The following is a 24,923-nucleotide window of genomic DNA, read 5'->3' as shown; positions in this document are numbered from 1 at the left end:
CATGGTAGTCTCCGAAAATACCCTTAAATGGGCTTTGTGTTTATACCCGCCACTATTATTTCAGCGTATCTGGGTACAGAAATTCCATCCCGGTTTTAGGGGGGTCGACGTCAAGATTGCAAAGAGTTTATTTAACACGAATTACAACGGATCTATCTTTGGCGGAACGATTTATGCCGCCACAGATCCTTTTTATGCATTGTTATTCGACCAGATTTTGCAGCGCAAAGGTTTTAAAGTAAGGGTATGGCTTAAAAGCGCCTCGATTCAATACCTTAAACCCGGTCGCGGGCACCTCTATTTCACAATCAAAGTTACCGATGAGATGATTGCCGATGCAGAAGAGGTGCTTAACACAACAGGAAAATTTATCAGAGCATACCCTATGGAAATCAGGAACAAGCAGGGAGAATTATGCGCTACGGTAATGAATGAAGTATATGTCCGCAATTTATTTGACGGAGAAAAAAATAGGGTTGCTTATTAGTACTGCTTTACATACAGAACATGAACATCAAGAGACTGATTTTACAAGGAGAAGGCACTACACTTGATTTTAAGAAAACCATTACCAACACCGAGAAGATTGCCAAGAGCCTGGTGGCTTTCGCCAATAATAAAGGCGGACAGCTTTTAATTGGCGTAGCCGATGATGGCACAATTAAGGGTGTGAAGTCTGAAGATGAAGAGCGCTACATGATTTCCAAAGCGGCACACCAGTTCTGCAAACCTGCTATTGAACCTGATTTCGAAGAAATTTATGTAGATGATAAACTGGTATTGGTGGTTACCATTGCCGAAAGTGACTTGAAACCTCACTATGCATTGGATGAGCACAAAAAGTGGTGGGTTTATTACCGCGTGCAGGATAAAAGTATCCTGGCAAGTAAGATTATAGTCGACATGCTTAAAAGTAGTGATGCTGAAAGTGGTCAGTTGATCAGTTATACCGATCAGGAAGCCAAGCTATTCCGGTTTCTGGAAGATGAAGGCAGGATCACGCTAAAACAGTTTTGTAAGATCACCCGCAGTTCCCATAAAAAAGCACAAAAAATCCTCGTTAGATTGATCCTGGCAGGCCTTTTAAAACCCAATACCTCCGAAAAGGAAGAATACTATACGCAATTAAGTGTCAAATAGGTACCTTTGCCGGTCACCATTACAGACATGTTCAGTTCATTTTACGCCAAATATAAACCTTATTATAAAGACAACCTGATCCTTGCAGTACCCATCGTGGTGTCTCAGCTTGGACACACTTTAGTTAACCTGATGGATAGCGTTATTGTCGGGCATTTTGCCGGCACCGTGCAATTGGCGGCCGTTTCTCTGGTTAACAGCATTTTCATGCTAATTCTTGTAGTAGGACTTGGCATTTCTTATGGCTTAACGCCACTCATTGCAAAAGAAAACGGTCGGAAGAACTATGATGAGTGCGGCAGGTTATTGTCAAACAGCCTGATCATGAATTTAGGGACCTCACTTCTGCTATACGCCTTTATTTATTTCGGCACCCTGTCAATCATCGGTCACATGGGGCAAGCCCCCGAAGTTGTTGTCCATGCCCGCCCATATCTTACCTATCTCGGCATGTCTATCATCCCGTTGATGATCTTTCAAACCTTCAAGCAGTTTGCCGAAGGGCTGGGTTTCACTAAGCAGGCGATGTATGTTTCTATATGGGGCAATGTACTTAACGTGGTGCTTGGGATTATCTTCGTAAAAGGATTATTTGGTATCGCCCCAATGGGTGTTAAGGGTGTGGGGCTGAGCACGCTGATCGACAGGACTGTGATGGCAATCGTGATGTTCAGTTATGTGATGCGCTCCAAACATTTCAAAATTTACCTGCAGCATTTCAAAATTACCTTTATTGATCAGGTACGTACCATGCAAATCTTCAGAATTGGCGCTCCTGTGGCTATGCAATATGCTTTTGAAATCAGTGCTTTTAGCGGTGCGGCTATTTTGATTGGCACTATTGGCAGCGTACAACAGGCGGCACACCAGGTGGCTATTAACCTGGCATCTATGACGTATATGATTGCCAGTGGGCTTGCTTCGGCAGCTACCATAAAGACCGGAAACAACCTTGGCAAGAAATCTTTTACAGACCTGCGTTTATCAGCAATCGGAAGCTATCATATCGTTATCGCTTTTATGTCGTTAACCGCAATTATTTTTATGGTAAGCAGCAGATATCTTCCTTATATCTATACTGATGACATTGCTGTAGTAAACATTGCTGCACAGCTATTAATCATTGCCGGTTTCTTTCAGCTGTTTGATGGCACGCAGGTGGTTGGGCTAGGTGCGCTCCGCGGGTTGGGTGATGTAAATATTCCTACGTTGATTACGTTCATCGCCTACTGGGTGATTGGGATTCCTTTGGGATATTTCCTTGGCATCACTTTGCATTGGGGAGTCAACGGGATCTGGTATGGCCTAACAGTAGGTCTATTGGTCGCTTCCATTCTGCTGTTTATACGTTTTCAAAACAGAACGAAGGCACTGATAGTCAATACGTAGTTTTATTTATTTTTGAATTTATACGTATTCAATACCTGATTGACCGAAATCGCATAGCCTTCAGGAATAATATCATTAAAAGGCTTAACATTTGTTTAGAGTAGATCAGAAATACCTAAACATCTACCAATGGCAGCTTTTTCTTATTCAGCGCTCACCTTACCACAAGAAAATCCATTTATTAAAGTTCACCTCCCAGAACAAGAACTCGTTGACGGGTTGAAGTCAGGACAAAAAGAGGCGATCGACCGACTTTACAAAATGTATTCTTCTTCATTGATGGGGATTATTTCGAGGATCATCAAGTTTGATGAAATCGCTGAGGATGTATTACAGGAGACCTTTCTTAAAATCTGGAAATCCATCGGGCAATACGATGTATCTAAAGGAAGGTTGTTTACCTGGATGTCTAAACTGGCAAGAAACACGGCGATTGATCAGCTCCGGAGTCGCGGACAATTAAACAGCAACCGCAATGAAAACTTTGAAGACCTCGTTTTTGAGTTAGATACCAAACACCAATGCCTCTACAATCCTGAAGTTATTGGCCTAAAAAAACTCCTGAGTGCTTTAACTCCAGCACAACGTCAAATTATAGATCTGATCTATTTCAATGGCTACACCCACCTGGAAGCAGCAGAAGAACTAAATATTCCTATCGGTACCGTTAAGACAAGATTAAGACTGAGCATCATAACGCTGAGAAAGTTTTTTTAGTAAATACAGCTCTTGGTACACCGTTTGAAGTTATGAGATCTTAATACCGCTCATGGCTGCTTCAAATAAATCAATCTATAGTGCGCTTGCCGCAAACTTATTAATTTCTATTACCAAATTTATTGCCGGTGCATTTAGTAACAGCGCCGCGATGATTTCCGAGGGAATCCATTCCCTGGTAGACACTGTAAACCAGATCCTCCTCCTTTTTGGCTTGCGCCGAAGCAGAAAACCTGCCGATGCATTACGCCCTTTCGGATATGGAAAAGAACTTTATTTCTATTCATTTATAGTTTCCATTCTCATCTTTGGCCTTGGTGGTGGGATTTCCATTTACCAGGGAATCATCCATATCATCGAGCCTGAGCCCTTGCGGAATCCAACATGGAATTATGTGGTGCTCGGACTTTCCGTGATTTTTGAGGGAACGTCTCTCGTCATTGCTGCAAAGGAGTTTAACCTTACCCGTGCAGGCCAAACCTGGTGGGAGGCTATTAAACGCAGTAAGGACCCCTCGGGTTTTTTGGTGTTATTTGAAGATGGTGCCGCAGTTGCCGGGCTCCTACTGGTAATTATTTGTCTGTTCCTTGGTCACCATTACGAAATTCCAGAACTTGACGGCATTGCTTCTGTGTTAGTAGGAAGTATCCTGATTGTAGTGTCTTTAATTCTGGCCAGAGAAAGTCGCAGTTTACTCATGGGCGAAGGCATTGCGCCAGAAACACAGAAAAAAATCATCGCTATTGTAGAGAAAAACCCTGCAGTAATTAAAGCAGAGCAGATTTTATCTACATATCAGTCGCCGGAAGTCGTGGTACTCATCCTGATTGTAGCCTTTCAGGCAGATCTGGATACTGCTGATATCAACCAGGCGATCGATGAAATCCGGGCCGATATCAAATCAGAATTCAAGCTGGTTAAGTTTGTGATTATCCAGCCTGAAATCTTTAATGAAACAAATAAAAAGTTTGATCCGTATAGCGGATAACTAAGACAATATTGACGTATGCGAAATCTTATAGATCGTACGTTGATGATAAATTTCTCCAGGTCTTAATACTGTAGTCGGAAAATTAGAGTGGTTAACAGCATCCGGATATCCCTGGGTTTCTACGCAGAATGCCGAAAATGGTCCGTAAGTAGCTCCCCCCTTACCTTCTTTTACAAGCAGATTTTTAGAGGTATAGAAATGGGCAACAGGTTCTGTGGTATAGACAGATAGTGTCAGTCCACTTTTATGCTCGCTGGTCTCGGTAGCCAGCGCAAATTCATGCAAGGGTTTATCGAGCACAAAACTTTGGTCGTACCCCTCTCCAGTAACCCAGTCGGCACCGATTAATTTAGTCCCCAGAAAATCAAATGGCGTACCCTCCACCGGTAAAATATTTCCCGTAGGATTATAGGTATTATCCTGCTCCAGGTATTTAGATGCCGCAATACGATGGTGGTGTAGTGCAACAGTATCTTCCCGGTCTGGCGAGAGATTAAAGTAACTGTGGTTACTCAGCACAACCGGTGTGGCCTGATCGCAGGTGGCTTTATAGTCCAGTAATAACTCATTGTCATCTGTCAGTTTAAAAGTCAAGATTACCTTCAGGTTACCCGGAAAGCCTTCTTCTCCATCCGGACTGATGTATTGCATGGTCAGGCTTGGATCAATCGTCGGAATGATATCCCACATCTTGCGGTCAAAACCCGTTACACCACCATGCAGCATGTTACCGTCAAACTTATCTGTTAAGGTGTATTCCTTACCGTCCAGCGAAAACTTACCACCTTTAATCCGATTCGCTACGCGACCCAATACGGAGCCTAAATAGGGATAGTTCTCCAGGTAATCGTCGCTCAGGTAACCTTCAATATCGTCAAATCCTAAAACGATATCCTGCTCATCGCCCTGGATATTTTTAACTACAAATTTATTGATGATTGCACCGTAATTATATATTTTAACATACGTACCATGGGTATTGGTCAGTTCTACGGCTAATATTTCTTTGCCGTCCAAAACGTGTCCGGTGTGGATAAGGTTTGCTTTCATAAAAGTATCTTCAGTTTACTACAAACAATACTATCAATAGTTTTTCGGATCCCGGCAAATAATTTGAAAATTAATACCCAAGTAACGCTCAAAAATTAATTTACCTTTGCATATGGCTAAGTTGACGCTAAAGGACCTCAATAGGGTAAGCATAGATGAATTTAAACTACAGGGCAAGTTGCCGGTAGTCGTAGTTTTGGATAATGTGCGGAGTATGCACAACGTTGGTTCAGTATTCCGTACCGGCGATGGTTTTGCGGTAGAGAAAGTGTACCTGTGCGGGATCACCGCGCAGCCGCCCCATCGCGAAATAGAGAAGACAGCATTGGGCGCCACACAGTCTGTAGACTGGCATCATCGCGAGAGTACCGTAGATGCGGTGTTGGAGCTCAGAGAACTCGGCTATAAAATTATAGCGATAGAACAGGCTGAGGATAGCATTATGCTCAACTTCTATCAGCCCGACCCTACCCATAAATATGCGCTGATTTTTGGAAATGAGGTAAACGGGGTGAGTGATGAGGTCATGGAGCTGATAGATACCTGTATTGAGATTCCGCAGTTCGGCACCAAACACTCCTTCAATATCGTTATCTCAGCAGGCATTGTCCTTTGGGATTTCTTTGCCAAACTTAAATTATAAGCAACAAAAATAAAAAAGCCTGCGCAAGAGCAGGCTTTTTTATGATCAGACAGTTCAATGAACTGCATTTTTTTTAGGCTAAAATCTTATCCGGTGTAATTGGTAAGGTCCTGATTCTTTTCCCTGTTGCATTAAACACTGCATTGGCTACTGCCGCAGAGAAGCCAATCAAAGCAATCTCGCCCATCCCTTTAGCACCCATTGGATTGATATACGGATCCGGCTTATTCACAAAAACCACCTCAATCTCTGGGATATCCGCATGTACCGGCACATGGTAATCAGCAAAGTTGTTATTCACATAACGACCAAACCGGTGATCCATGACGGTTTCTTCCGTCAGGGCCATCCCTAAACCACCTACTGCGCCACCAACCATCTGGCTTCTGGCTGTCTTCGGACTCACTATTCTACCCGAATCACCAACAGAAACAATCTTGCTCACCTTAACAACGCCGGTTAATGGATTTACCTTTACCTGAACAAAGTGTATCGAGAAAGAATACATAGAATACTTTTTCTGCTCCTCTCCCCCCTTGGATTCCATCGTTACCTCTACCGAAGGTAAATTATTCTTTTTTAATACGTCTACAAATTTAGCCGATGCAGAAAGTCCACTTTGCGTAGCCATTTCAGCAATCTTCGCCTTTAAAGCGTTACAAACATCACTCACTGCTGAGCCTACTGTCGATAAAGTTGCTGAGCCACCCTGACTAGGTGCCGTAGGGAAAGAAGAATCTCCCAACTCGAAAGTAATTTTAGACACGGGAATTCCCAATACCTCATGGGCAATCTGCACCATTCCCGTTCCTGTACCCGGACCGATATCACTCGCTGCACTTTGCAACAGCAATGTGCCATCACTTTTTAAAATACCTTTGGCGCTAGCCCTGCCTCTTGATGCATTAAAAACACCCGTACTCATGCCATAACCCACCAGCCAGTTGCCATCTTTATTTGTTCCAGGCTTATTGTTACGCTTGCTCCAACCAATCTTTTCTGCACCCATCTTATAGGCTTCTTTCAGATTCTTGCTGGAATAAGGCCTGCTTTTTTCAGGATCTTCCTCGGTGTAGTTTTTCACCCTGAAAGCTATCGGATCCATATCGAGGCTATGTGCCATCTCGTCCATGGCCGATTCCAAAGCAAAAGCACCGGTAGCCTCTCCCGGTCCACGCATCCAGATCGGAACGCCAACGTTCAAAGGAACTATCTTATAAGTAGTATTTACATTCGCCGAGTTATACATAAATTTCGACATGCTCACTACATTTTCTGTAAAGTCTTCATAAGTGGCCGTATGCCCCCAGGCCTCATGCGTAATCCCTGTCAGCTGACCATCTTTATCAGCACCCAGGCCAACCTTTTGAAAAGCATAGGGCCTGTGACCTGCCAGTGTAAACATCTGATCGCGCGTAATCACCAGCTTAACCGGTTTATTGACCTGCTTAGCAGCAATAATCGCCGCAATTTCCAAAGGCCAGGTACGTAAAGCCATCCCAAAGCCCCCACCAACAAATTCAGAGTTGACCTGCACGTTTGTTAACGGCAGTTTAAACGTCGACGCAATAGTTCCCTGAGTAGCCTTTACCCCCTGGGTTTTTGCATACACAGTAATTTTATCCGCACTTTCCCAGTTTGCAAGGATCCCGTGGAGCTCCATTGGGTTATGCGTTTCGGTAGGCAGCGTATAGGATGCCTCAATTTGTACAGCCGCATTTTTATAGGCATCAGCAGTACCACGCAGGTAACTTGCCTGAGCCGGATTTTTCGGTGCCTTGGCTTTGGATAGATTCTTCTCGAAATCAGTTTCAAAAGCCTCTTTAGCATAAGTTCCCTTAACCAACGTAGCCGCATAAACAGCGCGCTCATAAGTATCAGCAACAACCATGGCTATCGGCTGACCGTTAAATGAAATCTGATCCGTATAAAAGATCTTCATCATGTTATTCGGTACGCCCTGGTCTTTACCAGTCTCATAGCCGGCAACAACAGGCCTATTCAAATGCGACACGACCGCTAGCACTCCCGGTGCACGTTCTGCGGCCTTACTGTCTATACCTGTAATTTTCCCTTTGGTGATGGTTGACGGAACCAGCACACCGTATGTTGTTCCTGGAATCTGGTATTCGGCAAAGTATTTTGCCCTGCCGGTAACTTTATCAAAGCCGTCCACGCGGTCTGTATCTTCCTTAAGCAAACTTTTATCTCTCATTACGCTTTGGATTTAGCCAGGTTTAACGCCTCAATTAATGTATTAGGTGCCATTTTTAACTTAAATGCGTTTTCTTTATACGCCTTCGCATTTTTCATAGCGATCTGCGCTGCGGATTTAAAGTTAGCTTCAGTCGCCATTTTCCCTTTTAAAAATGTCTCCGCTTCCAATAAGCGCCAAGGCTTATGTGCCACACCGCCCATCGCCAGCTTTACATCTACAATTTTATTCCCTTGTAACTCCAACCCTGCTGCTACAGACACCAATGCAAACGCATAAGAAGCGCGGTCGCGCACCTTCACATAATAAGAATGAGCAGCCAATTTGTTGGTCGGAATCTCAACGCGAATAATCATTTCTCCAGGCAACAGGTTATTGTCTTTATCAGGTGTAGTACCTGCCAGTTTATGAAAATCTATAAATTTCAACTTGCGTTCCCCTTTCGGACCAGATAATACCACCGTACTATCTAATGCGACCAAGGCAATACACATATCACTTGGATGCACAGCAATACATTGCTCAGAGCCTCCAAAAATAGCGTGCATTCTATTATACCCGGTTATCGCCCCACAACCTGTTCCCGGCGCACGCTTATTACAAGGCATGGTCGTATCATAAAAATACCCACATCGTGTACGTTGCATCATGTTACCCCCTACGGTAGCAGCATTGCGCAATTGCTGCGATGCTCCGGCCTGTAAAGCCAGACTCAGTAACGGGAAATGTAATTTAACAAGCTCATGCTCTGCAACAGCAGTATTGGTAGCCAATGCGCCAATATGCATCATATTCCCAACAAGCTCAATCTGTTTTAAAGGTACGGCATTGATGTCAATCAGTCGATCCGGAGCCGTTACGCCCCGTTTCATCAGATCTACGAGGTTAGTACCCCCGGCAATAAACTTTGCATTTTTCTCTTTGGCCAGCAAACCGACTGCAGCCTTTGCAGTGGTGGTTCTTACATAGGTGAAATTGATCATACTTGTACGCCTGATTTATGAACTTCCTCAATGGCATCTACAATATTGGGATAAGCCCCGCATCTGCAGATATTGCCACTCATATATTCCCTGATTTCTCCTTTGGATCCAGCATGACCTTCGCGTACGCAGGCTACGGCCGACATGATTTGTCCTGGCGTGCAATAGCCACACTGAAAACCGTCGTGCTTAATAAATGCCGCCTGCATCGGATGCAATACATCTTCATTTGCCAGACCTTCAATCGTCGTAATTTCCTTGCCTTCGTTCATCACGGCAAGCTGTAAGCAGGAGTTTACACGCGTACCGTCGATATGCACGGTACAGGCGCCACACTGACCGTGGTCGCAACCCTTTTTAGTTCCAGTCAACGCCAGCTGCTCCCTTAATAAATCGAGTAGCGTTACCCGCGGCTCAACAAAAAGCTCATGTGCCTTGCCGTTAACCTTAATTCTTAATGAAACTTTTTCGAATAACTCGGCAAATTTCTCATCTGCCTTTTGATCAGCGGCCTTGAGCAGGCTCACCGGAGTTAGTGCAAGGGCCGTAAACAGCGTTCCCTGCTTGAGGAAGTCGCGCCGACCCTCGTTTTCTGGAATATTTTCTTCTTTAACTGACATAGGTTATTGCAATTTCAGTAGCGTTGTGCTACCTAAATATCGCAATAACCTATCCAATCAGTGTATTTAAAATGTATTTAGAAGGATTCTAAGCGTATGCTATCCCATCCTTCGTTGCAAGCTTGCTATGCCCCATCAGGTACTCATCAACCTTACGAGCGGTTTCCCTGCCTTCGGAGATTGCCCAGACTACCAGCGACTGCCCCCGGCGCATATCACCTGCAGCAAAGATCTTCGCGATGTTGGTTTGGTATTTACCTTCCTCAGCCTTTACATTTCCGCGGTTGTCCAGTTCTATACCCAGTTTTTCGAGCAGTCCTTCTTTCTGCGGATGTAGAAAGCCCATGGCTAACAGTACCAACTGACAAGGCAGATCACGTTCCGTTCCTGGAACTTCCTTAAAATTAAGTGGCCTGCCGGTTTTGTCAATATCCCATTCCACATCAACAACTTTCAATGCTTTCAGGTTGCCATTTTCATCCTGGATAAATTCCTTGGTGTTTACACCCCATCCTCTTTCGCAGCCTTCCTCATGCGAAGAAGTTACTTTCATCAGCATCGGGTATTGTGGCCATGGCATATTTTCAGTCCGGCTTTTTGGTGGCGTAGGCATAATTTCGAATTGCGTTACAGACCTGGCGCCCTGTCTGTTGGAAGTCCCTATACAATCTGATCCTGTATCTCCACCGCCAATCACAATTACGTCTTTACCAGTCGCCAGAATCGCTTCCTGATCCACAGAAAAGTTTCTATTGCGTTTGTTCTGCTGCTTTAGAAAATCCATGGCGAAGTGTACACCTATGGCAGATCTGCCAGGCGCAGGTAAATCGCGTGGGATCGTAGAACCGCCAGCCAGTACAATCGACTGGAATTCGCGCAGCAGCGTGTTGAGCTCCACATTTACCCCAACATTCGCATTGCATTTAAACACAATGCCTTCTTTTTCCATCAGGGCGATACGTCTGCGGACAATATCTTTCCCCAATTTAAAATCAGGTATCCCGTAGTTTAATAAACCACCTGGTGTATCATCACGTTCGTAAACAACCACTTCATGCCCTGCCTTATTCAGTTGCGCAGCGGCAGCCATACCTGCAGGTCCCGAGCCAATTACAGCTACACGTTTGCCTGTACGGATCAAAGGCTCTTCAGCTTTAATATATCCTTTTGCGAAAGCCATGTCACTGATGTGCTTTTCTATTTCCTCGATGGAAACTGGCGACTTATTAATACCCAATACGCAGGCCGACTCACACGGAGCAGGACAAATCCTACCTGTAAATTCAGGAAAGTTATTTGTACTCAGCAAAATAGTAGTAGCCAACTCCCAGTCAGCTTTATATACTGCATCGTTAAACTCAGGGATTACATTACCCAGCGGGCACCCCGACATGCAGAAGGGAACACCACAATCCATGCAGCGTGCCGCTTCGCGGTTTACCTCTTCAGCTTCGTAAGCCTGTACAAATTCATTATAATGTTGCAGGCGCAATTTAGCGTCCTGTTTTGAGGGTGGTGTCCGCTCGTATTCTAAAAATCCGGTTACTTTCCCCATGACTAAGAATTTATATTTATAGTACTTCTTTTCAATAAAACAGCTTTGTATTCTTTCGGGAATACTTTAACAAAATGTGCAGATTGAGTTGCCCAATCATTTAAGATGAACTCTGCCAGCTTACTACCAGTCAGCTTGATATGTTTCTTCAGCAAAATACTGATGCGCATCTCATCTTCCTCGTTCAGCGGATCCAGATCTACCATTTCCTGGTTGCATTTGCTCGGGAAATTACCATCAGAGTCGTATACCCAGGCAATACCACCGCTCATTCCTGCAGCAAAGTTACTTCCTGTATTACCGATCACCAGCACTTCGCCCCCGGTCATGTATTCACAACCGTGATCACCCAGACCTTCCACAACAGCAGTAGCGCCAGAGTTCCTTACTGCAAAACGCTCACCGGCTTGTCCGCGTGCAAACAACTCACCAGAAGTAGCTCCATACAAGGCTACGTTTCCGATAATGATATTCTGCTCAGGCACATAGGTTACATTACCGAATGGATAGATTGATAACCTGGCGCCCGAAAGTCCCTTACCTACATAGTCATTTGCCTCACCTTCCAGCTCGAGCGAAATTCCGCGCGTAGCAAAAGCACCAAAACTTTGTCCGGCTGATCCGTTAAACTTGAAGTTGATCGTATCCGGAGGCAAGCCCGGGCCGCCATAACGTTTGGATACCTCATTGCTCAGCATTGTTCCAATAGCACGATCGGTATTTTTGACATCGAACAGCTTAAATACAGGCTCTTTATTAGCCAATGCATCGGCAGCGGCTGCTATTAACTGATGATCAAGAACATGTTCCAAACCATGGTCCTGAGTTTCCGTATTATATAAACTCAAACCATTATCAGGTGCTTTATGTAAGATACCAGAAAGATCAAGGTGTTTCAATTTCCAGTCGGCCGGATCAATAGGTCTCAGACTCAAAGCGTCTGCCTGACCAACCATTTCCTGTACCGTACGGAATCCCAGCTCAGCCATTACCTCACGTAGTTCCTCCGCCAGGAAGTAAAACAAGTTTACCACATGGTCAGGATCACCTGTAAACAACTTCCGCAGGTTAGGATCTTGCGTAGCAACACCCACCGGACATGTATTTAGATGGCATTTGCGCATCATGATACAACCCGAAGTAACCAGTGCTGCTGTAGCAACACCCCATTCTTCAGCACCCAGTAAAGTAGCTATCGCGATATCACGACCGGTTTTCAACTGACCATCTGTTTGCAACACTACCCTGCTCCTCAGTTTGTTTTTAACCAGGGTTTGGTGTGCTTCTGCCAAACCAAGTTCCCAAGGTAAACCTGCATGCTGGATAGACGTTAAAGGTGAAGCACCCGTACCACCGTCAAAGCCAGAAACCAGGATCACATCGGCATGTGCCTTAGCCACTCCGGCTGCAATAGTACCTACGCCAGCTTTAGAAACAAGCTTCACATTGATCCGTGCCGTCCTGTTCGCATTCTTTAGGTCAAAGATCAGTTGTGCCAGATCCTCAATAGAATAAATATCATGATGTGGTGGCGGAGAGATCAAACCAACACCAGGCGTAGCATGACGTACTTTCGCAATCCAATCGTCAACTTTGTGCCCAGGTAGTTGTCCACCTTCACCAGGCTTAGCACCTTGCGCCATTTTAATCTGCAGCTCATCAGCATTGGTCAGGTAGTTGCTCGTAACCCCAAAACGGGCCGAAGCAATCTGTTTGATCGATGAACGCATCGAATCGCCGTTGGCCAGTTTCTCATAGCGCAACTCATCCTCACCACCCTCACCAGTATTGCTTTTCCCGCCAATACGGTTCATCGCGATCGCTAAGGTAGAGTGTGCCTCGTGCGAAATAGAACCAAAACTCATCGCCCCTGTTGCAAAACGCTTCAGGATACTTTCAATTGGCTCAACTTCATCTATCGAAACAGATGGTCGTTTATAGTTAAATTCAAATAAGCCACGGATAGTAAAAGCTTGTTTAGTCTGCTCATTAACCAACTTTGCATATTGCTTATATGTGTTATAGTCCTTCCGGCGGGTAGCATTTTGTAACAGGTGAATCGTTTGCGGGTTAAACAAATGTTGCTCCCCCTTACGTCTCCAACGGTAGTTACCACCGGTTGGCAAAATCGTATCCGGCCTGGTTGCCTTACCAAAGATGCGGATGTGCTTAATCAAAGCCTCATGCGCAATCTCGTCCAGTCCAAGACCACCAATGCGGGATACGGCACCAGCAAAATATTTATCAACTACACTTTTGTGAAGCCCCAGGATCTCGAAGATCTGTGCACCATGGTAACTTTGCAGCGTCGAAATCCCCATTTTAGAGAAAATCTTAAGCAAGCCGCTGTTTACCGCGTAGATATAATTTTGAATCATTTTTTCGGTAGATACCGCACTTTCTTCCTCAAATCCACGGATCGTTTCCAATGCCAGATATGGATTTACTGCTGTAGCACCAAAACCAATCAGACAGGCAAAATGATGCACTTCCCACACGTCGCCAGCCTCAACAACCAACCCTACTGCGCCACGGTGCCCTTTACGGATCAAGTGGTGGTGTACCGCCGAAACAGCCAGCAAAGAAGGAATGGCCGCATGTTCAGAGTCTAAAGCACGGTCTGACAGTACAAGTACCTGAAAACCATCTTCAACAGCATCTACCGCATAGCGGCATAAACGCTCCAGTGCTTTAGCCATCGCTCCAGGCTCACCACTTGCACGGAAATACGTTTGCAGCGTTTTAGACTGGAATACACCGGTATCAATACTACGCACCTTTTCCAGCTCCAGGTTGGTCAGGATTGGATGCTTGATACCTACACAGTGGCACTGCATGGCATTTTCTTCCAACAGGTTTCCATTGTTACCCATAAAACCAGCAAGCGACATCACCACTTTTTCGCGGATGGGGTCAATTGGCGGATTGGTTACCTGCGCAAAAAGCTGTTTAAAGTAAGAAGAAAGATGTTGCGGCTTCTGTGATAAAATTGCCAGTGGAATATCGGTACCCATAGAGCCGATTGCTTCCTTAGCCTCCAAAGCCATAGGCTTCAGGATCATGTCTATATCTTCCCTACTGTAACCAAAAACCTGCTGGTACCTGAAAATAGATTCCTCAGAAAGTCCGCTGAACACCACGCGTGGATCAGACAGTTCTTCCAAACGGATCTGATATTGATTTAACCAGTCGGCATAAGGCCTTCTGCTACACACCGTAGTCTTAATTTCATCATCGCTGATAATGCGACCTTGCTCCATATCCACAACAAACATCTTTCCGGGAGTTAAGCGTCCCTTTTCGATGATCTTGCTTTGATCCAAGGCCAACACACCAGCTTCAGAAGCCATAATTACGCGGTCGTCTTCAGTAATTGCGTAGCGCGAAGGGCGCAGACCATTCCTATCCAGCGTAGCACCAATCAGGTTGCCATCTGTAAAAGCAATAGCCGCCGGTCCGTCCCAGGGCTCCATTAATGTAGCGTGGAATTTATAGAAGGCCGTTTTAAGCTCATCCATATCCTCATTGCCATCCCAGGCTTCCGGAATCAACATCATGAGTACATGCGGTAAAGAACGGCCGGCATGTAACAATAGTTCAACAATATTATCCAGACAGCCAGAATCTGACTGCGTTTCATCAATTACCGGCAACAGGATATTTAGTTCCTCAGGCGTAAAATAACTTGAAGCAAAAGACTTAACGCTTGCCCTAAACCAGTTTAGGTTACCCTGTAAAGTATTGATCTCGCCATTATGGGCGATATACCGGAACGGCTGTGCTAATCTCCATGAAGGAAATGTGTTTGTAGCAAAGCGGGAGTGAATCAAGCCGAAGGCTGATACCACCCGTTTATCAGCAAGTTCCGTAAAATAAGTACGCAGCTGCATGGAGGTCAGCTGACCTTTATATACTATAGTTCGTGCAGAGAACGACGCGATATAAAAATCAGCGCGAATTCCCTTAACGGTATTGTTAATCGTTTTTGTCAGGTAGTTTTTAAAAACATAGAGTTTACGTTCAAAATCTGCACCAGCAGCAATCGCATAAGGACGGGCAACAAATACCTGTTCCATTTCTGGCTCTACCGATAAGGCAGTCTCTCCAATACCATCCGAATTGGTCAATACCTTTCTGAAGCCCAGAATTTCCAGGTTCAGCTTTTCTGCAGCGCGGTAAATGACCTCGCGGCATTCTTCGCGTGCCTTAATATCCTTTGGAAGGAAAAGCATGCCAACACCGTAGTCTCCCGACTGGGTTAAGCTGAAGCCTACTTTAAGGCATTCATCATAAAAAAATTCATGTGGAATCTGAATCATGATTCCGGCACCGTCGCCAGTGTTAATTTCTGCTCCGCAAGCCCCGCGGTGGTCTAAGTTTTCAAGAATGGTTATTGCGTCAGAGATAATCTGTTGCGACTTCCTACCCTTTACGTGGGCCACAAAACCAATACCGCAGGCGTCGTGCTCAAAACGCTGGTCATATAATCCTTGCTCGTTCATATTTTGGTTTTAATAGTGTAATCGAAACACTAAGATAATAAAAACGAATTGGTTTACCAGTTGAGGACCTTATTTTTAACATACCATTAATATTGAGTACATAAAGCGATTTTCAATACAAATATGTTAATTTGGCAACGTTTTCATTAACGATTTAATAATTATAGATTAAGCCTTTAGTTAAAAACTTATCGTGTAACGTCCCGGAGCTAGCGGAGTCTAAAAAATGAAACCAAGCAAAACAATAATATAACTAAGCTAAATTAATAAACCCATGAACCTGAAATGCCTTTTTTTAATTTGCCTCAGCACCCTATCCTTCAATCTTGTTGCGCAGGAAAACCCAAAACAATATCTGCAGGAAGCCATTACAATAATGAAAGACAATTCCGTTAACAAGAGCAAAATAGATTGGACAGCATTTACCAAGCGCGCCATGGATTCGTTAGGGAACAAACAAACCATCAAACAAAGTCAATCTGTAGTCAGATATATGCTGCGTCAATTGGGCGACAGTCACTCTAACTTTGTGCCTGCAAAGGAAGTTGAGGCATACCTTAAAACTTACGAAGAGCAAGGAATGGCTTTTCCCTATGCGCAGGATAGCCTGATCAATTCCATTGCCTATTTAACCGTACCGGCAATCGGCAATTTAAATGAACAGGATTGGGACAAGTACGTGCGCGACTTCTATCAAAAGGTAAAGGCGCTTGAAGCAATGCACCCGAAAGCCTGGGCTATAGACGTGCGGGAAAATCAAGGCGGTATGTTTGCGCCTATGTTTAAGGTAGTAGAACCTTTCCTGGACACCAAAAACGCAATAGGCTCAAAAGACAATGCCGGGATGGTAAATTATTATAATATCAACAAAGCAGATATCACCTTTGGTAAATTAAAGATTGCGAAAATAGTAATTCCGGTTATTAAGTTGAAAAACCCCCGACTGCCTGTCTATATTTTAGCAAGTAAAAAAACAGCAAGCTCAGGCGAATTTGTTGTGGCGAGTTTTGTAGGGCAAAAAAACGTAAATATTGTTGGTGTCAATACCCAGGGACTTACATCAGACAATTCCGATTTTAAACTTTCTGATGGCTCCATCATGATTTTAACCACAGGAACACTAGTAAACAGGAAAGGATATGCGTACAGCGAACTTGGAAAAGGCATCGAACCAACCATCAAAACAACCGGGAATACGCTATCAGACTACATCGACGCTATAAAAACTACAATGAAATAGATCATTGAAAAAATATTTGCACTGCAAGCTACTTAACTCCAAGCCCTTACTGTTCCAGTAAAGAAAATAAGCGGTTATTTTGAAAAATTACTTTCGTAGTCTGATCTCTTTTACTACATTTGCAGTGGGCAAGTCTTTTACGATCAGCTCCCTTTGAACTCCCCCAGGGCGGGAACGAAGCAAGGGTAGAAGGTTGTAGCGGTGCGATAGAAGGTGCTTGCCCATTTTTACTTTTTCCGATAAAGTAAAATCCTCCCAATTCAATTTATGATTAAATAGTATACTGATCTTACAACTTTTAAGAAAAGTAATTCTAATTTAGCGTTCAATAAATTTGAATTATCACAATCTTTAATTTAATAACATGAAATTTTTCATTGACACAGCAAATCTTGATCAGATCAAAGAAGCTCAGGATTTAGGTGTATTAGACGGAGTAACCACAAACCCAAGCCTAATGGCTAAGGAAGGTATCACAGGCGAAGCAAACGTAATTGCACATTACAAGGCTATTTGTGCTATTGTAGATGACAATGTAAGTGCTGAAGTGATTTCTACTACTTATGACGAGATGATTAAAGAAGGCGAAGCCCTGGCTCAGCTTGATCCAAAAATCGTTGTAAAAATCCCAATGATTAAAGACGGTGTTAAAGCGATCAAATACCTGACTGGAAAAGGCATCAGAACCAACTGTACCTTGATCTTCTCTCCAGGACAAGCATTATTGGCTGCAAAAGCAGGTGCATCATACGTATCCCCTTTCCTTGGTCGTTTAGATGATATCTCTGTTGATGGCTTAGCGCTGATCGAAGAGATACGTTTGATCTTTGATAACTACGGTTACGCAACTGAAATCCTGGCTGCATCTATCCGCGGTCCATTACATATTGTAAGCTGTGCTAAATTAGGTGCTGATGTAATTACTGCCCCTCTTTCTGCAATCACTGCTTTATTGAAACACCCATTAACAGATTCAGGTTTGGCTACATTTTTAGCTGACCATAAGAAAGCTGCTGAGGCTGCTAAATAATTAAAGCTATTTTGATGAGGAAGGCTTTCTGATTTTTCAGGAAGCCTTTTTTTATGTTTGTGATTTTGGTTATCAAACAATAACAGCTACTCCATGTTTTTAAACTACACCAACAAGGTAAACTATCCATGAGAAAGTTATTGATTTTTCTAGTCATCATGACCCTGCATTTGAGCAGCTACAGTCAAAAGAAAAAAACACGGGCATTGCCACCTCCCGTACCAAAAGATAGATTGGTTGAGTTTAAGCCAGATACTTTATCACTTCAGGAATATTCTTTACCAAAATTGTTCCAGTGGACCATGAATGCAGATGTGACATTACCAGCCGGTACCGTATTTAAAGAACTCATTAAGCTTACTTATGGAGAGACTGAAGTTAATGGTTACTATAGTCAGTTACCTTTAACACTAAAAAAATCAAAAGTGCAGCAGGAAGTTTTGGAAACAAAAGTTCCAAAGATGATTACCAAGGTCGACTACTATGACGCAAACATCTCTGGTGGCATCGTCACACTCAAAGAGCGTGGACGTACAATTAAGGCTTTAAAGGTATTTTATGACAAAAATAAATACGTAAGCTATTTAAAAGACTTAAAAACCGGAGCAATTTATAAGCACATCGAGTCAGCTGAGATGCCTGTTGCTCCAGCAACCCCATAAATTTACCTTTATTAAATCGCGTTTATAAAGCCAGTACGCGTTTTACTTCCTCATAGTTGATCTGTTCGTCGGGCGCTATCAAGATGCCCTTCACCCCTGCTCCTGCTGCGGCTTCCACATCTCTCGGTTTATCGCCGATCATGACAGATAAAGCAGGATCTATATCATAAGTTGCAATAGCTTCCAGTAACATTCCTGATTTGGGCTTGCGACAATCACAGTCGCCCGAAACCGTTGGGTGATGTTTACAGTAATAGGCATGGGTAAATTTAACACCCTGCTCTGCATAGATATCATACATCGTCTGATGCATACCTGCCAGTGTTTCTTCAGTATATCTGTTTAAAGCTATCCCTCCCTGATTGGTAATTACAATGAGCATATACCCTTCGTCATATAATTTCTTTAAAGGAGGAATCTGGTAGGTTAAGACCTCAAAATCTTCAGGGCGGCAAATATAGTCGTAGATCTCGTGGTTCAGGACACCGTCACGGTCCAGAAAGATAGCTTTATTCTTCATTTTTCAGTATTTGAACCAAAGATGAAAATATTAATTGTTAATTTCACCTAGGTGATTTCTAAATAATAGCGAACAAATTGAATCATGGATACGTACAAAGAAACATTTGAAACATGGAATACTGTTGCCGCTCTATATGAAGAGAAGTTTATGGATCTGGATTTCTATAACGAGACGTATGATTATATTTGCAGTAGCATAGTAAAACCAAATGCCAAGTTATTGGATCTTGGTTGTGGCCCTGGAAACATCACTAAGTATTTGTTAAGCAAACGACCTGATTTTGATATTTACGGGATCGACGTTGCTCCTAATATGATCGAACTTGCGAAAAAAAACAATCCATCAGCACGTTTTGATGTAATGGACAGCAGACAAATCAGCCAAATGCAAATGAAGTATGATGGAATCATTTGCGGATTTTGCTTACCATATCTATCACCTGCAGACAGTCAAAAGCTCATTTTAGACGTAAAGGACTTATTAAATGATGATGGATTATTTTATTTAAGTTTTGTAGAAGGTGATGCTAGTCAATCTGGCTTTCAAGTTGGAAGTAGCGGAAAGCGAGTGTATTTTTACTATCACACTTTAGCAGTTTTAAAAATGAATCTTTTGGAAGCGGGGTTTGAAAACATTGAAGTATTTCAAATAGACTATAAAAAATCTCCTACAGCAAGGGAGATTCATACCGTTCTAGTGGCTAGAAAGAAATAATGTTAGCTGGTTTTTGAGCCTAAATTTAAGCCCATATTAAGCCCGTGTAAAATAATCTTCCTTAAAATCAGTATGCTAGCTGATTTCTCGTAATTATTGTTGCACCATATAGAGAATGTCCCTATATTTGCATCACTTTAAACGGAAACGCTTAGAGTAAAGTTCTAAGAAAACTTTGATTCCGTAGCTCAGCTGGTAGAGCATTACACTTTTAATGTAGTGGTCCTGGGTTCGAATCCCAGCGGGATCACAGACAATAGTATCAAAACTACGTAAAAGCTTGCAAATCAAATGATTGCAAGCTTTTTTGTTTTAGTGGAAAAACCAAAATACTCACCTACTCTCCTATTAAAAGTGGGTAATTCGGTGAGTAATTTAGGTCCTAAACGAACTCACCGAATTATATATAATCACCTGATTAACAAGATATTCGACTATCGAACATCTTGACGTTTTCAGACTGCAGGGCTAATTTTGTTAACCTTAATTCAGTTTATATGAAAACTAATTTTAGCCTGCTTTTTTATCTTAAAAAGCAGAAAAACTATCGTGGCGGCCATGTGCCGGTTTATTTAAGAATAACTGTTGGCGGAAAAAGGGCAGAAATGACCAGCAGGCTTGAGTGCGACCCTGAAAAGTGGAATACCAAATCTGGCAGACAGGATGGAAAAAAGGAAGATGTCAGAAGCTTCAACGCTCATCTGGACAATCTCCAGTCAATGATCAACCAGGTTTACAGGGATCTTTTTGATGAAGGCAAAGTTATTACGGCCGAAGGCATTAAGTGTAGATTTATCGGGCGGGAAGTCCGAAAGCATACCTTGATGGAAGGCATCAAAGTTCATAACGAAAAAATGGAGGCTTTGGTAGGAAAGGAATATGCCATTGGTACCTTGAAGCGCTTTCAAGTTTTGGAAAGGCATCTTGTCGCTTTCATGAATGAAAAACACAAGATAACAGACATCAACATCAAAAATATTAACCATGCGTTTATACGCGATTTTGATTTTTTCCTGAGGTCAGTAAACGGTTGTGCCAACAATACCACAGTAAGGTATCTGAAAAGCCTTCGTAAAATCCTTCGCATTTCATTGAGCTTAAAATGGATCGACAGCGATCCAATGTTTGGATACAAACTAAAGAGTAAAAATGTAGAGCGTTCATTTCTTACAGAGGATGAATTAACTAAAATTTCAGAAAAGCAGTTCTTAACCGAGCGACTGAGTCAGGTGAGGGATGTTTTTATCTTCTGCTGTTTTACTGGACTTGCGTATTCCGACATAGAAAAACTGAGCCCATCGAATATTAAAACAGGTGTAGATGGCAAAAAATGGGTTTTCACAAACAGAACCAAAACAGGAACCCGGTCTGCTGTTCCCCTATTACCACCGGCAATCGCAATACTGGAAAGATATAGCGACCATCCATATTGCATCACAAAAGACAGGGCGTTACCAGTTTCGAGCAATCAAAAACTAAACGAATACCTCAAGGAAATTGCCGCAGTTTGTGAGATCAATAAGCCTTTAAGCTCGCACATTGCCAGACATACCTTTGCAACAACCATAACCCTCTTAAACGGTGTTCCCATGGAAAGCGTATCGAAGATGCTTGGACATACCAATATCAGGACGACCCAGATTTATGCAAAGGTTCTTGATATAAAGGTAAGTGCAGATATGGCGATCTTGCAAAACCGATTCTCTATAAAATAATAGACTCATTACTCCAGCACGTTTTGGTGCTGGCAAATTTGAAAAATCATGAACAAAACCATAACAAATATTCTAATTCAGGAACAGGTTGTGCTGGAAAAGATATATCACTCCGGGATCAAAAGGTAATGCTGGATATTGACCTCGCTGTCCTCTATGAAGTTGAGACCCGTGCACTCAAACAGGCAGTCAAACGCAACATTCAGCGTTTTCCGGACGATTTCATGTTCCAGTTGACAAAAGGGGAATGGCAGCAGGTTATCACAATTTGTGATAACCTCCCAAAGTCGGCAAAATTCAGCCCGGCAACCCCTTTCGTATTCACCGAACAGGGTGTAGCTATGTTATCAAGCATACTCAACAGTGAGCGGGCTATCAACGTTAACATTCAGGTAATCCGAATATTTGCACGACTTAGAAATATGGTAGCTGATAATACCCAAATCCGTCTGGAGATAGAAAAGATAAAGAACAAGCTGGAAAACCAAGACAAGAGCATGGAAATTGTTTTTCAATACCTTGATGAGTTATTAGCGCTTAAGGAAAAGCCAATACCCAAACGAAATAGGATCGGGTTCAAACCGGATGAACTGTAGCATATAGAGGCGGAATTGCATTTCCGTATATACCATAGTGAAAAACCCCGGGCTGGTGAAGTGGGCTTTCACAGGCCGAAAATGCGGGAGGGCCGGCTCTCGCAATAGTATATTGAAAACAACTTAATGATAACAGAAAGCGACTCCCTGATGATCTTGCTTTCTGTTATTTATTCATCTATTTTGTTTCTGCTTTGTTACTATAAAAGAAAAGTTCAGGAAGCTGATCATCTGGTTACAAAAGAAAAGCATATCAGTCATTTCCTCTCCTTCCGGAGATTCAGCTTCCAAATGCACCCAACCCTTGTAAAGTTCCCATAAATTAGTCCTTGCCTCATGCAAGGGAAAATTCACGAAAAAATATTCCATCTCAGAATCTGCATTTCCAATTTCGTCGTCGGTAAGCCCTGAAGGCTGAAAATCGAGTAGTGTTTTAATCTCTTCCATGTCGCTATTTCTATCTGATTTCAAGTTCATAGTGTTTTTTGATTTCATCTAGGTATCGTTCGAAATGCTCCCTGTAATAACCCTTTGGGATTTGAATCCTGAAGTTTTTCCGGCTAAAGAAAAGAACTACCCTTGAATCCGTTTCACATTCCAATAGATACCAGACAGTGGGGTTTGAAGCCGAACAGATTAAGAACATGGCAATCCTATCCTCGCAAAAAAGAAAACTCTTTCCCTTTACCTTGAACCTCAGCTTAAGTTCGTAATAATCACCCTTATCAATGAATAAAAAACTTAAACGGGGTACTTCAACTGAGAATCTGGTAACCTGCATATCCTTTTTCATAGGTTTCTTCTGAATATTTCTCATCCCATAGGTAAACAGGTAGTGTGTAAACGGCTCCCTCGATAGCATTGGGAGGGCTTTATTGAATAGTTCGAAAATCTTACTCTTATTGCTGAAATTGAGATCGTCTATTTCGTCAGAACGTTCATCACTGTCTCCGTGTTCCCTGAACTGAATCCTTGCAATTTTCTTCATTTCGTAGCAGATGCTGTTCAGCTCAGTTTGATTTGCGGACAGTTCAGATTGTTCAAAACTATCGTCTTCTTCGAAAAGAAACCCTGTGAAAGATTTTACAGTCTTATTATCCGCATTTAGGGAAAATTTGTACGGTATCAGAAATGGATAATGGTTGGAATGGAACCTGACAGCATCGGTATTTGCAAGGCAATAACCAATAAGGTACTCATGGTTTAATGTCGTGGAACCATCAGTCACAAGTTTTCTCTCCAATACCTTGCGTTCGGCTATGTGCAGGAAATAATCATCCGGCCTGAAAAGACCTTTAAATTCTTTTTTTAGCCTGATGTCTACTCCATACCTATCACAGATAACTTCAAGATATTTTGACCTTCCGGTCGCTTCATTAAAACATTCCGGCCAATAATATTTTTCAAAGTCATGAAATTCATTCCATAACATCGCCCTCAAGGTCCGGTAGGCATATCTTCCCAGATAATTTCCATCCGTATCAATATTGCAGCTTACCAATAAATGATCATACTCGACCTTTAAGTAAACTTTTACAGGCGGCTCATTTTCGAGCTTTACCCTAATTGTCAATATCCCTTTCTTAAATGAAAGTATCTTTCTTTCAACCATGTAATATGGCCGGTTCCCGGCTCGAAGTTCTGTGTGTGACTCCAAAACATTTAACCTCAATATGCGGGTACTCTTATCAAACGGAAGTTTAAAGAACTGGGATTTAGCTTTTCCTGCAAGCATCATTTCATCAGCCATTTTCAGTTCCTCCTTTCGATGCTTCCGCCTCTTCACATTCGGCAGTTAAAAGATTAATCTTCTTATCACAAAGATCTTTGGCGAGAATTAAAAAATTATGAACCAGGCTATATAGTTTATCGGCATCGCCCATGTCGACATTGAAATTATCTTTATACCTGGCATGGCTATAACTGTTCATGAGCTTCTCAAAAAGCCTTCTGTTTTCTGGCGTTCCAAGAAAAAGCGCTCTTGGCTGCTCCGAGAAACATGCACAGATATCCAGTAGCCTCCCCAAATGATGAATATCCGACCTGTAAGCCATAAAAACCCTGATCATCGCAATGCAGGATTGCTCAACAACTTGGTGAAGCATAAAAACGCACACATTGAATTTTTCATTACTGAAACATTCTCCCGCTCCGTCCAAAAATCCCTGCGCCATTGGAATCCTATGGTATAGATGCTTACGGGCTTTTTCAAGAGATATCTTTTTATCAAGAATATATTCAGGAAACAGATTCAGCGTACCATCATGACTGTATAGCTGAATGCCGGTATTAAAAACAGTTATAAAAAATCGGTTATTAGCTGCGATTGCAGTTTCTATGCTCTCTTTGCTATGAACAAGGATTGTGATCTTGCCGCGATTGAAATGTGTATTTACATAGTCCTGAACACCATGCTCAATTCGCGTAATACCTTCTATTACCATTAATAGATAATAGTGAAAAATTTCGTTTGCCTGTTCGGGCAAGAAAGAAGTAAAAGAATTCTTTTTAGAACTTATTTCACCGAACTTAAGAATTTGCAAGGGCGTGAACCGCTCTGCAAGTTCTTTAACAAAATTGGAGAACGGCTCTTGCCGGCCCTCCACTGGCTTTAATGATTGCTTTTTCATATCTTCAT

General features: G+C 42.7%; 22 protein-coding genes, 1 tRNA gene and 1 other RNA gene. 14 read left to right on the top strand and 10 right to left on the bottom strand.

What is annotated here, in order from left to right; all coding sequences use genetic code 11:
* The first annotated feature begins 1 nt into the window (after position 1).
* From CLV32_RS15740 to CLV32_RS15720, 5 genes are all read left to right on the top strand, one after another.
* On the top strand, positions 2 to 487 hold the full coding sequence (locus CLV32_RS15740) for a DUF4442 domain-containing protein (RefSeq protein WP_133557251.1): 486 nt from the start codon (positions 2 to 4) through the stop codon (positions 485 to 487).
* Positions 488 to 507: 20 nt separating this feature from the next.
* Positions 508 to 1,140, top strand: a complete 633-nt coding sequence (locus tag CLV32_RS15735) for an AlbA family DNA-binding domain-containing protein (RefSeq protein WP_133557249.1) — start codon at positions 508 to 510, stop codon at positions 1,138 to 1,140.
* A gap of 27 nt (positions 1,141 to 1,167) precedes the next feature.
* Positions 1,168 to 2,529 carry an MATE family efflux transporter gene (locus CLV32_RS15730; protein WP_133557247.1) on the top strand — a complete coding sequence of 454 codons (1,362 nt, stop codon included), beginning with the start codon at positions 1,168 to 1,170 and terminating at the stop codon, positions 2,527 to 2,529.
* 129 nt (positions 2,530 to 2,658) lie between these two features.
* Complete coding sequence (locus tag CLV32_RS15725) at positions 2,659 to 3,246, top strand: RNA polymerase sigma factor (RefSeq protein WP_133557245.1); 588 nt, start codon at positions 2,659 to 2,661, stop codon at positions 3,244 to 3,246.
* A 52-nt stretch (positions 3,247 to 3,298) separates the two neighbouring features.
* Positions 3,299 to 4,234, top strand: a complete 936-nt coding sequence (locus tag CLV32_RS15720) for a cation diffusion facilitator family transporter (protein WP_133557243.1) — start codon at positions 3,299 to 3,301, stop codon at positions 4,232 to 4,234.
* Here the strand turns inward: CLV32_RS15720 and CLV32_RS15715 are convergent, their stop codons facing one another.
* Positions 4,235 to 5,287, bottom strand: a complete 1,053-nt coding sequence (locus CLV32_RS15715) for an aldose epimerase family protein (RefSeq protein WP_133557241.1) — start codon at positions 5,285 to 5,287, stop codon at positions 4,235 to 4,237.
* Positions 5,288 to 5,399: 112 nt separating this feature from the next.
* Between CLV32_RS15715 and CLV32_RS15710 the strand changes: the two genes are divergently transcribed.
* Positions 5,400 to 5,930, top strand: a complete 531-nt coding sequence (locus CLV32_RS15710) for an RNA methyltransferase (protein ID WP_133557239.1) — start codon at positions 5,400 to 5,402, stop codon at positions 5,928 to 5,930.
* A gap of 73 nt (positions 5,931 to 6,003) precedes the next feature.
* On the opposite strand, the gene CLV32_RS15705 is transcribed toward CLV32_RS15710, so the two are convergent.
* The 5 genes from CLV32_RS15705 to gltB all read right to left on the bottom strand — a co-directional run bounded on the left by CLV32_RS15705 (position 6,004) and on the right by gltB (position 15,805).
* The gene (locus CLV32_RS15705) at positions 6,004 to 8,145 is read right to left on the bottom strand and encodes a xanthine dehydrogenase family protein molybdopterin-binding subunit (protein WP_133557237.1); all 2,142 of its coding nucleotides are present in this window, start codon (positions 8,143 to 8,145) and stop codon (positions 6,004 to 6,006) included.
* Positions 8,145 to 9,128: an FAD binding domain-containing protein gene (locus CLV32_RS15700; protein WP_133557235.1), complete on the bottom strand. Its 984-nt coding sequence runs from the start codon at positions 9,126 to 9,128 to the stop codon at positions 8,145 to 8,147. Before CLV32_RS15700 ends, CLV32_RS15705 begins: the two co-directional genes overlap by 1 nt.
* The gene (locus CLV32_RS15695) at positions 9,125 to 9,748 is read right to left on the bottom strand and encodes a (2Fe-2S)-binding protein (protein WP_133557233.1); all 624 of its coding nucleotides are present in this window, start codon (positions 9,746 to 9,748) and stop codon (positions 9,125 to 9,127) included. Before CLV32_RS15695 ends, CLV32_RS15700 begins: the two co-directional genes overlap by 4 nt.
* 88 nt (positions 9,749 to 9,836) lie before the next feature.
* The gene (locus CLV32_RS15690; protein WP_133557231.1) at positions 9,837 to 11,303 is read right to left on the bottom strand and encodes a glutamate synthase subunit beta; all 1,467 of its coding nucleotides are present in this window, start codon (positions 11,301 to 11,303) and stop codon (positions 9,837 to 9,839) included.
* A gap of 2 nt (positions 11,304 to 11,305) precedes the next feature.
* The gene (gene gltB, locus CLV32_RS15685) at positions 11,306 to 15,805 is read right to left on the bottom strand and encodes a glutamate synthase large subunit (RefSeq protein ID WP_133557229.1); all 4,500 of its coding nucleotides are present in this window, start codon (positions 15,803 to 15,805) and stop codon (positions 11,306 to 11,308) included.
* A gap of 274 nt (positions 15,806 to 16,079) precedes the next feature.
* On the opposite strand from gltB, the gene CLV32_RS15680 reads away from it, so the two are divergent.
* The 4 genes from CLV32_RS15680 to CLV32_RS15665 all read left to right on the top strand — a co-directional run bounded on the left by CLV32_RS15680 (position 16,080) and on the right by CLV32_RS15665 (position 18,737).
* Positions 16,080 to 17,045 (top strand): S41 family peptidase, encoded by a 966-nt coding sequence (locus CLV32_RS15680; protein ID WP_133557227.1) that lies wholly within the window; start codon positions 16,080 to 16,082, stop codon positions 17,043 to 17,045.
* Positions 17,046 to 17,171: 126 nt separating this feature from the next.
* Positions 17,172 to 17,270: signal recognition particle sRNA small type (gene ffs / locus CLV32_RS15675), an RNA gene on the top strand.
* A gap of 139 nt (positions 17,271 to 17,409) precedes the next feature.
* Positions 17,410 to 18,075, top strand: a complete 666-nt coding sequence (gene fsa / locus CLV32_RS15670) for a fructose-6-phosphate aldolase (RefSeq protein ID WP_133557225.1) — start codon at positions 17,410 to 17,412, stop codon at positions 18,073 to 18,075.
* Between the two features lie 128 nt (positions 18,076 to 18,203).
* The gene (locus tag CLV32_RS15665) at positions 18,204 to 18,737 is read left to right on the top strand and encodes a hypothetical protein (RefSeq protein ID WP_133557223.1); all 534 of its coding nucleotides are present in this window, start codon (positions 18,204 to 18,206) and stop codon (positions 18,735 to 18,737) included.
* A gap of 22 nt (positions 18,738 to 18,759) precedes the next feature.
* Here CLV32_RS15665 and CLV32_RS15660 read toward each other — a convergent pair whose 3' ends face one another.
* Positions 18,760 to 19,257: a D-glycero-alpha-D-manno-heptose-1,7-bisphosphate 7-phosphatase gene (locus tag CLV32_RS15660; protein WP_133557221.1), complete on the bottom strand. Its 498-nt coding sequence runs from the start codon at positions 19,255 to 19,257 to the stop codon at positions 18,760 to 18,762.
* 84 nt (positions 19,258 to 19,341) lie between these two features.
* Between CLV32_RS15660 and CLV32_RS15655 the strand changes: the two genes are divergently transcribed.
* From CLV32_RS15655 to CLV32_RS15640, 4 genes are all read left to right on the top strand, one after another.
* The gene (locus tag CLV32_RS15655) at positions 19,342 to 19,974 is read left to right on the top strand and encodes a class I SAM-dependent methyltransferase (RefSeq protein ID WP_133557219.1); all 633 of its coding nucleotides are present in this window, start codon (positions 19,342 to 19,344) and stop codon (positions 19,972 to 19,974) included.
* A 177-nt stretch (positions 19,975 to 20,151) separates the two neighbouring features.
* Positions 20,152 to 20,224: transfer RNA gene (locus CLV32_RS15650), tRNA-Lys, on the top strand.
* A 247-nt stretch (positions 20,225 to 20,471) separates the two neighbouring features.
* Complete coding sequence (locus tag CLV32_RS15645) at positions 20,472 to 21,689, top strand: site-specific integrase (protein ID WP_133557217.1); 1,218 nt, start codon at positions 20,472 to 20,474, stop codon at positions 21,687 to 21,689.
* Positions 21,690 to 21,727: 38 nt separating this feature from the next.
* Positions 21,728 to 22,285, top strand: a complete 558-nt coding sequence (locus tag CLV32_RS15640; RefSeq protein WP_243732333.1) for an ORF6N domain-containing protein — start codon at positions 21,728 to 21,730, stop codon at positions 22,283 to 22,285.
* Positions 22,286 to 22,459: 174 nt separating this feature from the next.
* Here the strand turns inward: CLV32_RS15640 and CLV32_RS15635 are convergent, their stop codons facing one another.
* The 3 genes from CLV32_RS15635 to CLV32_RS15625 are packed head-to-tail and all read right to left on the bottom strand — an operon-like array spanning position 22,460 to position 24,915.
* Entirely contained in the window at positions 22,460 to 22,762 is a 303-nt protein-coding gene (locus CLV32_RS15635) for a hypothetical protein (RefSeq protein ID WP_133557216.1), read from the bottom strand.
* A complete protein-coding gene (locus CLV32_RS15630) occupies positions 22,743 to 24,035 on the bottom strand; it encodes a hypothetical protein (RefSeq protein ID WP_133557214.1) in 1,293 nt (430 codons plus the stop codon). The genes CLV32_RS15635 and CLV32_RS15630 overlap by 20 nt, the downstream gene beginning before the upstream one ends.
* Positions 24,028 to 24,915 (bottom strand): HEPN domain-containing protein, encoded by an 888-nt coding sequence (locus tag CLV32_RS15625; RefSeq protein ID WP_166641953.1) that lies wholly within the window; start codon positions 24,913 to 24,915, stop codon positions 24,028 to 24,030. The genes CLV32_RS15630 and CLV32_RS15625 overlap by 8 nt, the downstream gene beginning before the upstream one ends.
* Positions 24,916 to 24,923: the final 8 nt, after the last annotated feature.

The sequence above is a fragment of the Pedobacter duraquae genome, from assembly GCF_004362245.1.
In the GTDB taxonomy this organism is placed as follows: Bacteria; Bacteroidota; Bacteroidia; order Sphingobacteriales; family Sphingobacteriaceae; genus Pedobacter; species Pedobacter duraquae.
This window is presented reverse-complemented; position numbering and strand designations above follow the sequence as displayed.

Excerpts from the sequence above, each read along its gene's own strand:
- CLV32_RS15740 (WP_133557251.1), top strand. The coding sequence starts at position 2 with ATGGTAGTCTCCGAAAATACCCTTAAATGGGCTTTGTGTTTATACCCG.
- CLV32_RS15735 (WP_133557249.1), top strand. The coding sequence starts at position 508 with ATGAACATCAAGAGACTGATTTTACAAGGAGAAGGCACTACACTTGAT.
- CLV32_RS15730 (WP_133557247.1), top strand. The coding sequence starts at position 1,168 with ATGTTCAGTTCATTTTACGCCAAATATAAACCTTATTATAAAGACAAC.
- CLV32_RS15725 (WP_133557245.1), top strand. The coding sequence starts at position 2,659 with ATGGCAGCTTTTTCTTATTCAGCGCTCACCTTACCACAAGAAAATCCA.
- CLV32_RS15720 (WP_133557243.1), top strand. The coding sequence starts at position 3,299 with ATGGCTGCTTCAAATAAATCAATCTATAGTGCGCTTGCCGCAAACTTA.
- CLV32_RS15715 (WP_133557241.1), bottom strand. The coding sequence starts at position 5,287 with ATGAAAGCAAACCTTATCCACACCGGACACGTTTTGGACGGCAAAGAA.
- CLV32_RS15710 (WP_133557239.1), top strand. The coding sequence starts at position 5,400 with ATGGCTAAGTTGACGCTAAAGGACCTCAATAGGGTAAGCATAGATGAA.
- CLV32_RS15705 (WP_133557237.1), bottom strand. The coding sequence starts at position 8,145 with ATGAGAGATAAAAGTTTGCTTAAGGAAGATACAGACCGCGTGGACGGC.
- CLV32_RS15700 (WP_133557235.1), bottom strand. The coding sequence starts at position 9,128 with ATGATCAATTTCACCTATGTAAGAACCACCACTGCAAAGGCTGCAGTC.
- CLV32_RS15695 (WP_133557233.1), bottom strand. The coding sequence starts at position 9,748 with ATGTCAGTTAAAGAAGAAAATATTCCAGAAAACGAGGGTCGGCGCGAC.
- CLV32_RS15690 (WP_133557231.1), bottom strand. The coding sequence starts at position 11,303 with ATGGGGAAAGTAACCGGATTTTTAGAATACGAGCGGACACCACCCTCA.
- gltB (WP_133557229.1), bottom strand. The coding sequence starts at position 15,805 with ATGAACGAGCAAGGATTATATGACCAGCGTTTTGAGCACGACGCCTGC.
- CLV32_RS15680 (WP_133557227.1), top strand. The coding sequence starts at position 16,080 with ATGAACCTGAAATGCCTTTTTTTAATTTGCCTCAGCACCCTATCCTTC.
- fsa (WP_133557225.1), top strand. The coding sequence starts at position 17,410 with ATGAAATTTTTCATTGACACAGCAAATCTTGATCAGATCAAAGAAGCT.
- CLV32_RS15665 (WP_133557223.1), top strand. The coding sequence starts at position 18,204 with ATGAGAAAGTTATTGATTTTTCTAGTCATCATGACCCTGCATTTGAGC.
- CLV32_RS15660 (WP_133557221.1), bottom strand. The coding sequence starts at position 19,257 with ATGAAGAATAAAGCTATCTTTCTGGACCGTGACGGTGTCCTGAACCAC.
- CLV32_RS15655 (WP_133557219.1), top strand. The coding sequence starts at position 19,342 with ATGGATACGTACAAAGAAACATTTGAAACATGGAATACTGTTGCCGCT.
- CLV32_RS15645 (WP_133557217.1), top strand. The coding sequence starts at position 20,472 with ATGAAAACTAATTTTAGCCTGCTTTTTTATCTTAAAAAGCAGAAAAAC.
- CLV32_RS15635 (WP_133557216.1), bottom strand. The coding sequence starts at position 22,762 with ATGAACTTGAAATCAGATAGAAATAGCGACATGGAAGAGATTAAAACA.
- CLV32_RS15630 (WP_133557214.1), bottom strand. The coding sequence starts at position 24,035 with ATGGCTGATGAAATGATGCTTGCAGGAAAAGCTAAATCCCAGTTCTTT.
- CLV32_RS15625 (WP_166641953.1), bottom strand. The coding sequence starts at position 24,915 with ATGAAAAAGCAATCATTAAAGCCAGTGGAGGGCCGGCAAGAGCCGTTC.